Here is a 10,440-nt window from a genome sequence, read left to right on the forward strand (position 1 = left end):
ACCGACCGCACTTTTTTAAGCTGTTCCAGATCGTAACCCTTTCGTACACCATCTTGGTTCATCATATTTAGCACAATCTCACCGGCGCCTCGTTGTTGCACTTCTTTGACCCAATCAAACAACTGCCATTGAGTTTGGCGGGTACGTTTTTCATCGCCTGTGTACTGATTAACCCAATATTTCCCCGTTTCCTGCTCAAACCAACTATCGATCCCGACCACGATCGCCTGTACACCAAAACGATCCGCAAGTCGGGAGATTAAAGTGGGATCAGCGAGAGCGGGCGAATTGATCGAAATCTTATCCGCCCCAAAGGCAAACAGTTTTTCCGCATCTTCTACGGTTTTAATCCCCCCTGCTACGCAAAAGGGAATATCGATCACCTGTGCGACTCGTTCTACCCAGCTTTTATCCACAGTGCGACCGTCTGATGAAGCCGTAATATCATAAAACACCAGCTCGTCTGCCCCTTCCTGTGCATAACGTTGTGCAAGCGGGACAATATCACCGATAATTTCGTGGTTGCGAAATTGCACACCTTTCACTACTTGCCCATCTTTCACATCTAAACAAGGAATTATCCGTTTTGCCAACATTTGATCGCCTCCACCACATTAAATTTTCCTTCAAGCAACGCCCGCCCAACAATCACACCTGCTACACCTGTGCCTTTCAAGGCTTCAATATCCGCAAGGCTGCCGATTCCACCTGAAGACTGAAATTGCACCTCTGGGAAAGCACTGCAAATTTCACGATAAAGCGCTACGTTTGAGCCTGCCAATGTGCCATCTCTGGAAATATCGGTGCAGAGAACGTGCTGTAAGCCTACGGCTTGGAAATCTTGAATTAAGGCTTCAAGAGAAACACCACTGGCTTCCTGCCAGCCACTAACCGCAATGATTTTTTGACCGCTTGCATCAATATTGACATCTAACGCCAATACGAACTTTTCTGCACCGTATTGATTGAACCAGCTCTTGACTAATTCAGGTTGCTTAACCGCTGTTGAACCAATCACCACACGATTTGCGCCAACCGCCAATAAATCCGCCACATCTTGCTCTGAGCGAATACCACCACCTACCTGGATCGGGCATTGGACTTGATTGATAATTTCCCCAATCAGCGTAGTTTGGCGTTTAGTTGGGTCTTTCGCCCCGGTTAAATCGACCAAATGAAGTTGTTTTGCCCCCTGCTTTACATAATCCTGAAATTGTGCCACGGGATTGTCGCTATATAAGGTTTTTTGGGCATAATCGCCCTGATATAACCGCACAACTTGACCGTCAATTAAGTCAAGGGCGGGGATAATAATTGATTTATTCATTGTGTTTATTCCTGCTATTTATTCCAATTATTTTTAAAAATCTTGCCTGTTCTATAATAAACAGAAATATAATCAATATATTCTTTAAAATCTTTATTTTCTTTCACAATTCTATTAACGGATTGCCAATCAACTTCTATTTTTTGTTTTGCTGGTAATAATATATCACTTTCACTAATGTCTTTTTCGGCTAATAGTATTACGCCAATACCGTGTAATGAAGATAAAATTCTAAGCTCATTTAATATATTATCTGGAATTGATGTTGCAACTAAATATCCTTCATTAGCCCAACTGGAATTACTGACAGCTTGAAAAAAACTTTCCCTTACATTTGAACTTGTCAATTCTTTTTTCACTTCAAATGACCAAAGTTTGACATTTTGACCTGAGCTGGCTTTCGCACAATCTTGAACTGCACTATCCCATTCTTTATCAAGCACCTGCATTGCAACTATATCAGGGTGTAACCATTTATTACCATTTAAACCTTTTAAATTACTTGATGTTTTTTCATTTATTCTCAGGCAGAATAATCCAAATTCATTATTCAAAAATTCGATCAATAATGGATAGAGATCTTTTTCAGAAAATTTATTAACCAATTCCTTTCCTGGAACTTTAATTTCTTCTGAATCATACCAAAATACTCTTGGTCTAGGCTTATCCTGTAATTGAATACTTGCTTTAATCAAATAATCTTTATTACGTCCTATTTCTGACACAACTTGACTAATAAAATCATTATGCGATGAAAAAGGTTTTCTTTTTAGCTCATATTCTTGTTCATAGAGTTGAGTAATATTTTCCGCTATTTCTCTCGCAGTAAATTTTTTATTAGAATTATCTTTCAAAAATTTTATAACTTTTTGATTTTGAGATAATTTTCTTATTGTCTTTTGCATAAGATTTTATCCTTATATATTCTCCACAAAATTCCGTAACAACAACGCCCCATTTTTGCCCGAGCGTTCGGGGTGGAATTGCACACCGTAGAAGTTGCCTTTGGCAATAGCAGCGGAAAAATCCACACTGTAATGGCTGGTAGCAATGGTGTTATCATTCGGGCTAACCGCATAACTATGCACAAAATAGAAATGGCTATTTTGCTCAATGCCCTCAAACAGCAGGCAGCCTTCCGCATAATGCACCTTATTCCAGCCCATATGCGGCAAAGGTAAACCTGTATCAGGGATTAACGCCGTTTGGCTTGGCATTAGGTTCAGGGTTTCCACGTTACCTTCTTCGGAACAAGCCGTCATTAACTGCATCCCCAAACAAATACCCAACACGGGTTGGCTGAGGTTTTGGATCACCTCAATCAACCCTCTCTCTTGTAAGTTTTTCATTGCCGCAACAGCCGTTCCCACACCGGGCAGAATGAGCTTATCAGCAGATTGAATTTTATTGAGATCACTTGTGATCTCAGCCACATAGCCCAATCGGTCAAAAGCGAATTTGACGGAGGAAAGATTGGCACAAGCGGTATCGATGATGACTAATTTCATTATATATTCCTTGCTATCTTTAATTTTTATGAGTATCAATCCCGAGAAACCCGAATAGTTTGTTTAATATGTTTCAAATTTGCCACAATGGTAAACGTCATTACAATCAATAATGACCAAGCTCCCCATTTACCTAAATGTACGGTTGCCCACGCCCCCATTTGATTAGGATATTGCCAAATGCCAATAAATGTGCCGATATTTTCCGCTAACCAAATAAAAAAGCCAATTAACACAAAAGCAAATAACAATGGCATACTGCGTTTGTGATCGTAAGGGGTAAAATAAACATAGGTGCGAGCATATAATCCCATAGCAAAGGCGGCTAAATACCAGCGATAATCGCCAATGTAATGATGTGTAAAAAAATTAAGGTAAATAAGCACAGCCACCAAGGTAGAAAGCCAATAAGGTGGATAGCTTTTAACTTTCACATCAAGTAATCGCCACGCTTGGATAATGTAGCTACCAACAGCAGCATACATAAACCCTGTGAATAACGGCACGCCGCCTATTTTGGTGTAGGCAAAATCAGGATAAGCCCACGATTGAATACTGCTTGATGTTTTAAAGTATTCCAAAACAAATCCAACTAAGTGAAATAGCGTGATGGATTTGATTTCATCTAAGGTTTCCAATTTTGCCCAAAACATCACCGCTTGCACTACTAAGGCAAAAATCAGCAAAATATCATAACGGGGAATACCCCATAGCCCTGATTTTGGGATTACAAACATTGCGATAAAAAACAATCCAGCAAAAAGGCAAGCCCTCGCTTCTTTCAACCCGAAAAAACAAAACTCCACCACAAAGCGTTTTATCCCTCGAAGTTCGGGATTAGGTGGGTGATGGATAAGCCAATGATCCAGTTTATTTAGCATTTAATGATATTTCCAGAATTATCATTAAAGAACCCCCTTACTACTCGGCAACTCCTCGCCCTCAACTCTTATCGCCTGTCTTAACGTGCGTCCAAACACTTTAAACAAACTTTCGATTTTGTGGTGGTCGTTGTCGCCGCGGGCGCTAATGTGTAGGGTGGCAAGCATAGTGAAAGCAATGGATTGGAAAAAATGCTCAGTCAATTCGGTGCTGAAATCACCCACTTTATCCCGTTTAAAATCGGCTTTAAATTTAATAAACGGGCGACCCGATAAATCCAACGCGCATTGTGCTTTACATTCGTCCATTGGCAGCACAAAACCAAAACGGGCAATGCCCCGTTTATCGCCGATGGCTTGTTTTAACGCTGTGCCGAGTGCAAGTGCGGTATCTTCCACGGTGTGATGTTCGTCAATCCACAGGTCGCCCTTGCAAGAAATATTCATACGGAAACCGCCGTGGGTGGCGATTTGATCGAGCATATGGTCGAAAAAGCCCACGCCAGTGCTGATTTCGTTCACGCCGGTTTCGTCTAACCACACTTCAACTTTGATATCCGTTTCCTTGGTTTTTCGTTCAACAATGGCGTGGCGTGGTAGGCGGTCGCCGATATTGGTGACCGCTTCGCCTAATAATTTTTCTGTAATGAGATCCCAGTTCAGTTTTTCCGGGTGATATTGCAATGCTCGAATGCCAAGATTTTCCGCTAATTGCACATCGGTGGCACGATCGCCAATCACAAAAGAGCGGTCAGGATCGAATAAGTTTCTGTCGATATATTTTTGTAGTAGTTTGGTTTTCGGCTTGCGGCACTCGCACTGATCTTCGGGCTTATGCGGACAAATCAGCACGTTATCAAATTCGATACCTTGCGAGCGAAACAACGCCATCATCGCATTATGCGGCTTGTCAAAATCCGCTTGTGGAAAAGATGCCGTCCCCAAGCCGTCTTGGTTACTCACCATCACCAAGCGGTAACGTTTTTGCAGTTTCAGTAGGGCGGGGATCACATTTGGCTCAAATTTAAGTTTTTCCAAACTGTCGATTTGAAAGTCAGTTTTCGGCTCATCAATCAATGTGCCATCACGGTCGATAAAAAGGGTTGGTTGCATGTTGTTCTCCTGTGTTTACTCATATCCCTAGGGTAACAAGTTACCCTAGGTTAAGTATAAATCTACCCCGTTGGGGTAGCCTGTTCTTTGCTCATATTTCTATCATTTGTTCCCCCACAAGGGGAACGATTATGGGTAACCGTGAGTAGTTATACCCACGGATTACAGTAATTTTTATTCCTTACCGGATAAAGCATAGATTGCCTCAACCACCCTCTCATTCTCCTCCTTCGTTCCCACAGTAATCCGAATACAATTTTGTAAATTCAATGCCTTATGCTGATCTCGTAGAATAATCCCTTTCTCCCAAAGTGATTGAAACACTTTTTGTCCGTCTTGGAATTTCACCAAAAGATAATTGGCTTCGCTCGGGTAAACCTGCTCCACAAATGGTAAATTTTTGAGCTGTTTTTGCAATTCAGAACGGTTTTTCAGGGTTTCTGCCACCTGACTTTGCATTTGCTGTAATCCTTGTGGTTGTAAGGCTTGGGCGGCAATATCTGAAACGGGGACAGGCAGTGGATAAGGGGCGATCACTTTTTGTAAGATTTGGATCAATTCCCCATTAGCAAGGGTAAATCCACAGCGCAACCCTGCCAAGGCAAAGGCTTTGGAAAGGGTGCGGATAATCGCTAAATGCGGATAATTTGCCAATTCGGTTACCAGAGTTGCCTCAGGGCAAAATTCGATATAGGCTTCATCCACCACCACAACCGCACGCCCTGCGGTCATATTCAACAGCGTTAGCAAATCTGACCGATTGATAAGATTGCCCGTTGGGTTATTCGGGCTACAAACAAACACCACTTTCACCCCCTCGAGCTGGCGTTCAATCTCCGCCAAATTGAGCTGAAAACCCACCGTCAAAGGCACGGTTTTGCACGCCACCCCACAGGTTTGCGCACTCACCGCATACATTCCATAGGTAGGCGGGCAATACATTACGCTATCTTCCGCTTCACAAAAGGCACGAATAATCAGCTCTATGCTCTCATCACCGCCACGGCTCACCAATACATTGTCAGGCGAAACGCCTGCGTAAGCGGCATAATTTTCCACCACTGCCTGCGGTTGTGGTTCGGGATAGCGATTAAAAGTGCGGTCAATTAAATCAAAGTTTGGCGAAATCGGATATTCATTGGCATTCAACCAAATATCGCCCTTACCGCCCAATCGCCGTGCGGATTGATAAGGGGTGAGGGCTTGAATATTTTTACGTGATAAATTATTGATGTTCATTGTGTTTGCCTTATTGTAAAAAGATTAATCAGATTTTTTTAACATATGCATAATGAGCCGAATCAGCGTTTCTTTTTGTTTTGGATCGGATTCCGCTACCAAAAGTGTTAATGCTGCCAAGCCCGTATCATTAATAACAGGCTGATTTTCTGCATTAAACAAACGGTGATTTCGATGTAGAAAATCAACAAAAAGGAATGCACCACTCCGTTTATTACCATCTGAAAACGGGTGATTTTTTACCACAAAATAGAGTAAATGTGCGGCTTTGGCTTCAATGGTCGGATATGCGGGTTCGCCAAAAACCGTTTGATCCAAATTACCTAAAATGGCAGCTAATCCATCTTCCCGTTCCCGACCAAATAAATCCGAGGCTTCGCCCTTTTCCATTAATTGTTGTTTGAACTGCAACAACGCCACTCGAGCTTCACTGAGGCTTGGTAATATCCCACCTTGTTGTGTTTTAGGCTCTGTCAAAAGCCCCTCATCATATTGTTGCAACCATAAAAACGTTTGAGCATAGCGGCTGACAATATCAACTAATCCCCGACCGCTTTCCACAGTCAATTCGGCAGAGCGAGCAGTTTTTTGAATTAACGCCAATGCCTGTTCCAATTCCACCGCATTTTGTTGTAAGCGTTGTTGGTTTAAGGCATAGCCTTTGACCAGATAATCCTTCAAACGAGCTGTTGCCCAAATGCGAAATTGTGTTCCCCGTTTTGAATTTACTCTATAACCAACGGAAATGATTGCATCTAGATTATAGTATTCAATATCCCGAGTAACACTGCGTTTACCCTCTTGTTGAACTGTTGCATTTTTTGCAACGGTTAAATTTTGCTCTAACTCTCCTTCTTCATAAATATTTTTTAAATGGCGGGAAATCACGGACTTATCACGTCCAAATAACTCTGCCATTTGTAGAAGGCTTAGCCATAATGTGTCATTCTCAAACCTCACCTCAACTTGCGTTTGCCCGTCTTGAGTTTGGTAAATTTCAATTGGGTTTTGCATTTTTATTCCCCTTTTTCTCTTTTAAAAAATGCCGAAGAAATTTCAGCAATACCAGTTAATATTTCTTTTTGATTATCATCAAAGTTTTCTAACTCGGGCAATTTGCAAAAATCTAGTTTTTTATTGTCTTCGTGTTCAACAATAAAAGAAATATAAAAATGTAATGTTTCTTCTTTTTTAGGTGGCCTATTAAAAAGTTTTCTTATTATTTCATATTCCTTACTCTTCTTTTTCTCTATTTCCTCTTCCGTATCACTAAAATATTCTTCTTGAGATTCTACTACTTTTTTAGCTAGTACTTTTTTATCCCAACCAACTTCGTTTAATAGTTTTTTGAGTTCTTGCAATAAATTTTGAATTTCGTGTTCGTTTGATTGTTTCTTGCTCATTTTGTCCCAAATTGTCCCCGATTGATCCGTAAAATGAATAACCAATGAAGGAGATATCCTTCAGAGGTTTTAAACGTTTAATTCATACTATGGAGAATTTTTATGTCATCCACACAAAATCCAAACTGGCCAAGTAAAACAGGTAATCCATCTGGCGGTGGTCGGGGTAATAACCCCCCTAAAAAATAATCTTTAAATGTTAATTTATAGGCTCTCTTGTAGAGCCTATTTATTACACATTACGAGATTTTTAGTAAAACTGTCTATCAGCTCGTTATCTATCTCATTTTTATATCCAACTTCTTTGATCGTCTTTTCTAAAGTGCAACTACAAATTTCAATATTTCTTTCAAGCTCTCTATTAGAAAGATATCTATTATTCGGGTTTGCACATTGGTTAATAATTGCATATTCAAATTTTGGCGAATACCGAATTTGATCTAAACTATTTTCAACTTTATAACCAATAATTCCTCCTGTAACCAATAGAGCAGATGCACCTGCAATAATCGGTTTAGTTATTTTTCTAATACTAAATGAATAGCCTGTAAAACTCTTTTCACAACATCTACATTTAATATTTTCTGAAAATTCAATATCATTTTTGGTTTCACAATGAGGGCAGGTAATTTTCATTGTCTATCCTTTAGTTTCATAAAAGTTATATTCACTCAACATTATAAATTGTTTATTGTTTGAGGAAATAATAAAAATGTATCAATCATCCAATAATTTATTTAACCTCACCTCCACCGCCAGTCTATGCGCCTCCAACTGCTCCCCCCTTGCCATTGCCATGACGGTTGGAGCGAGGTTTTTAAAACCTTGTGGGGTAAGCTCTTGCACCGTCATTCGTTTACTGAAATCCGCCAACCCTAGGCTTGAATAGGTACGGGTGTAGCCATAGGTGGGCAGAACATGGTTTGTGCCACTGGCATAATCGCCCATACTTTCGGGCGAATATGCCCCTAAGAAAATCGAGCCTGCATTGTCTAGAAATGGCAATAATTCACGGGCATTTTGCGTTTGTACCACTAAATGCTCAGGGGCATAGGCATTGCTGATTTCAACCGCTTGTTCAATACTTTTCGCAATGAAAATTCGGCTGTGGGCGAGGGCTTGCTCTGCGGTCTCTTTTCGAGGCAAGTTTTCAAGCTGTTTTTCAATGGAAAGTGCGGTCGCTTTTGCCAGTGTTTCACTATTGGTGACTAAAATCACTTGGCTATCTACCCCGTGTTCCGCTTGGGAAAGGAGATCACTTGCAACAAAATCAGGGTCGGCAAATTCATCGGCAATCACCAAAACCTCTGAAGGCCCAGCCGGCATATCAATGGCAGAGCCTCGTTGCATCACTTGGCGTTTCGCCTCTGTTACAAAAGCATTGCCCGGCCCGAAGATTTTATCCACTTTTGCCACGGTTTCTGTGCCTTGTGCCATTGCAAAAATTGCTTGTGCACCACCTACTGTGTAAATGGTTTCCACGCCACAAAGGTTTGCCGTATAAAGAATTTCATCTGCAATCGGTGGAGGGGAACAAAGCACAATTTTTTTACAACCGGCGATTTTGGCAGGAATGGCAAGCATCAGCACTGTCGAAAATAGTGGGGCTGAACCACCGGGAATATACAATCCAACCCGTTCAATCGGGCGGGTCAGCACTTGGCAACGCACACCGGGTTGTGTTTCGATATCAATTTCTTGATTTTGTTGTGCCTTGTGAAAGGCTTCGATATTCGCTTTTGCTTGTTGAATGGCTTGGCAAAGTTCCGGTGAAATTCGACCGCTTGCCGCCGCAATCTCTTCCGGTGATACGGTGAGTTTTTGCAAGGTTACCTTGTCAAACTTCTCCGCCAATTCAAACAAAGCACCATCGCCATTCTGTGCCACATTTTCACGGATAGCGTCCACCGCTTGTTTAATACTTTCCCCCACTTTTTGCGCGGGGCGGGAAAGTGCGGTCATTTTTTCCGAAGTTTTTAAATTGTTCCAAATAAGTGTTTGCATATCGTTTCCTTATATTATTCCTGAATAAAACCATTTACCCCAAGATAAACGAGCAATAACCCAAAAGCGAGGTTCATTATTTTTTGTACATTGGGGCGATTTAAAAACTGTTTTGCTAAAGAGGCACTGAAAGCGTAAAAAAACATTACAATCGCAACAGCAATAAGAAAGATAATTGACAGTAAAATCATTTGCTGAGTGGTACTCCATAGGCTTTTAGGATCTAAAAATTGGGGAAAATAAGCCAGTAAAAATACTATCGTTTTCGGGTTAATCACGGTAATAAAAAAGCCTGTTTTCCAGTTGAATTTATTGGTGACACTTTCCTCTGCCTTAACAAAATGGCGAAGTGTCTTTAAGCTACTGACACCAAGATAAATTAAATAACCATTGGCGACCGTTCCCATTATTGCCAGAATGTTGGGCGATTGACTTAATACTTCGCCAACACCCACAATTACCCCAATCAGTAGCGCAACATCACCAAGTAAAACACCAAACGTGATCTCCATACCTTTTCTAAAGCCTTTTTCGAGGCTGCCTTGAATCGCAAGCATCATCGAAGGACCGGGTAAAGCGGCGAGTAGCAAACTGGAAAGGGTGAAATAAAATAACAGGGATAAGGTCATTTTTTCTCCTTTTTAGAAAAGCAAAGAAATGGCATTTTGAGTTCTTTTCTCAATATTTGTAATATTATTAAAGACTGTTGTTCTGCACAAAATCTATTAGTTATACACAAATCATAGCTTGATGATGATTTTACTTTTAAAGCAGCTTCTGTATTAGAGTTTACAAGTTGTTTATTTTTGTATGACTTTGATATTTTTTTTAATAAAATTTGAGTCGCTATATGATAATACAAACAAGAAAACTCATTTTCATTATATTTACAGGATAAAACAAGATCAGGTATTTTATGTATAAAAGTATTATTTATTTCAAAATTATCATCCATAATAATACAA

13 protein-coding genes are annotated in these 10,440 nt (G+C 40.6%); all 13 read right to left on the reverse strand.

All coding sequences use genetic code 11. From position 1 onward, the window contains the following. Window positions 1–596: imidazole glycerol phosphate synthase subunit HisF (gene hisF / locus BKK52_RS12935; protein WP_143531432.1), on the reverse strand; the 596-nt coding region annotated here is incomplete at its 3' end. Beyond that, entirely contained in the window at window positions 578–1,327 is a 750-nt protein-coding gene (gene hisA / locus BKK52_RS12940; RefSeq protein WP_077417201.1) for a 1-(5-phosphoribosyl)-5-[(5-phosphoribosylamino)methylideneamino]imidazole-4-carboxamide isomerase, read from the reverse strand. The genes hisF and hisA, both read right to left, overlap by 19 nt. Before the next feature lie 14 nt (window positions 1,328–1,341). Continuing rightward, the gene (locus BKK52_RS12945) at window positions 1,342–2,232 is read right to left on the reverse strand and encodes a COG2958 family protein (RefSeq protein ID WP_165688486.1); all 891 of its coding nucleotides are present in this window, start codon (window positions 2,230–2,232) and stop codon (window positions 1,342–1,344) included. Between the two features lie 12 nt (window positions 2,233–2,244). Then, window positions 2,245–2,835, reverse strand: coding sequence for an imidazole glycerol phosphate synthase subunit HisH (hisH, locus tag BKK52_RS12950; protein ID WP_077417203.1), 591 nt, complete (start codon window positions 2,833–2,835; stop codon window positions 2,245–2,247). Window positions 2,836–2,870: 35 nt separating this feature from the next. Beyond that, on the reverse strand, window positions 2,871–3,716 hold the full coding sequence (locus BKK52_RS12955) for a DUF817 domain-containing protein (RefSeq protein WP_077421710.1): 846 nt from the start codon (window positions 3,714–3,716) through the stop codon (window positions 2,871–2,873). 24 nt (window positions 3,717–3,740) lie between these two features. Beyond that, window positions 3,741–4,829, reverse strand: a complete 1,089-nt coding sequence (gene hisB / locus BKK52_RS12960) for a bifunctional histidinol-phosphatase/imidazoleglycerol-phosphate dehydratase HisB (protein ID WP_077421711.1) — start codon at window positions 4,827–4,829, stop codon at window positions 3,741–3,743. A 174-nt stretch (window positions 4,830–5,003) separates the two neighbouring features. After that, on the reverse strand, window positions 5,004–6,068 hold the full coding sequence (gene hisC, locus BKK52_RS12965) for a histidinol-phosphate transaminase (RefSeq protein WP_077478873.1): 1,065 nt from the start codon (window positions 6,066–6,068) through the stop codon (window positions 5,004–5,006). Window positions 6,069–6,092: 24 nt separating this feature from the next. Then, complete coding sequence (locus BKK52_RS12970) at window positions 6,093–7,088, reverse strand: virulence RhuM family protein/type II toxin-antitoxin system death-on-curing family toxin (RefSeq protein WP_143531433.1); 996 nt, start codon at window positions 7,086–7,088, stop codon at window positions 6,093–6,095. Continuing rightward, window positions 7,085–7,471, reverse strand: coding sequence for a hypothetical protein (locus tag BKK52_RS12975; protein WP_143531434.1), 387 nt, complete (start codon window positions 7,469–7,471; stop codon window positions 7,085–7,087). Before BKK52_RS12975 ends, BKK52_RS12970 begins: the two co-directional genes overlap by 4 nt. Before the next feature lie 225 nt (window positions 7,472–7,696). Continuing rightward, a complete protein-coding gene (locus BKK52_RS12980; RefSeq protein ID WP_077478876.1) occupies window positions 7,697–8,107 on the reverse strand; it encodes a hypothetical protein in 411 nt (136 codons plus the stop codon). A gap of 81 nt (window positions 8,108–8,188) precedes the next feature. Next, window positions 8,189–9,475: a histidinol dehydrogenase gene (gene hisD / locus BKK52_RS12985; RefSeq protein WP_077474582.1), complete on the reverse strand. Its 1,287-nt coding sequence runs from the start codon at window positions 9,473–9,475 to the stop codon at window positions 8,189–8,191. A 14-nt stretch (window positions 9,476–9,489) separates the two neighbouring features. Then, window positions 9,490–10,104 carry a LysE family translocator gene (locus BKK52_RS12990; protein ID WP_077421714.1) on the reverse strand — a complete coding sequence of 205 codons (615 nt, stop codon included), beginning with the start codon at window positions 10,102–10,104 and terminating at the stop codon, window positions 9,490–9,492. Further along, window positions 10,101–10,440: hypothetical protein (locus BKK52_RS13595; protein WP_158076058.1), on the reverse strand; the 340-nt coding region annotated here is incomplete at its 5' end. The genes BKK52_RS13595 and BKK52_RS12990, both read right to left, overlap by 4 nt.

Source organism: Rodentibacter trehalosifermentans (assembly GCF_002000545.1).
In the GTDB taxonomy this organism is placed as follows: domain Bacteria; phylum Pseudomonadota; class Gammaproteobacteria; order Enterobacterales; family Pasteurellaceae; genus Rodentibacter; species Rodentibacter trehalosifermentans.

Bases quoted from the DNA above. Each gene is read 5' to 3' on its own strand.
- hisA (WP_077417201.1), bottom strand. From the start codon at position 1,327: ATGAATAAATCAATTATTATCCCCGCCCTTGACTTAATTGACGGTCAA.
- BKK52_RS12945 (WP_165688486.1), bottom strand. From the start codon at position 2,232: ATGCAAAAGACAATAAGAAAATTATCTCAAAATCAAAAAGTTATAAAA.
- hisH (WP_077417203.1), bottom strand. From the start codon at position 2,835: ATGAAATTAGTCATCATCGATACCGCTTGTGCCAATCTTTCCTCCGTC.
- BKK52_RS12955 (WP_077421710.1), bottom strand. From the start codon at position 3,716: ATGCTAAATAAACTGGATCATTGGCTTATCCATCACCCACCTAATCCC.
- hisB (WP_077421711.1), bottom strand. From the start codon at position 4,829: ATGCAACCAACCCTTTTTATCGACCGTGATGGCACATTGATTGATGAG.
- hisC (WP_077478873.1), bottom strand. From the start codon at position 6,068: ATGAACATCAATAATTTATCACGTAAAAATATTCAAGCCCTCACCCCT.
- BKK52_RS12975 (WP_143531434.1), bottom strand. From the start codon at position 7,471: ATGAGCAAGAAACAATCAAACGAACACGAAATTCAAAATTTATTGCAA.
- BKK52_RS12980 (WP_077478876.1), bottom strand. From the start codon at position 8,107: ATGAAAATTACCTGCCCTCATTGTGAAACCAAAAATGATATTGAATTT.
- hisD (WP_077474582.1), bottom strand. From the start codon at position 9,475: ATGCAAACACTTATTTGGAACAATTTAAAAACTTCGGAAAAAATGACC.
- BKK52_RS12990 (WP_077421714.1), bottom strand. From the start codon at position 10,104: ATGACCTTATCCCTGTTATTTTATTTCACCCTTTCCAGTTTGCTACTC.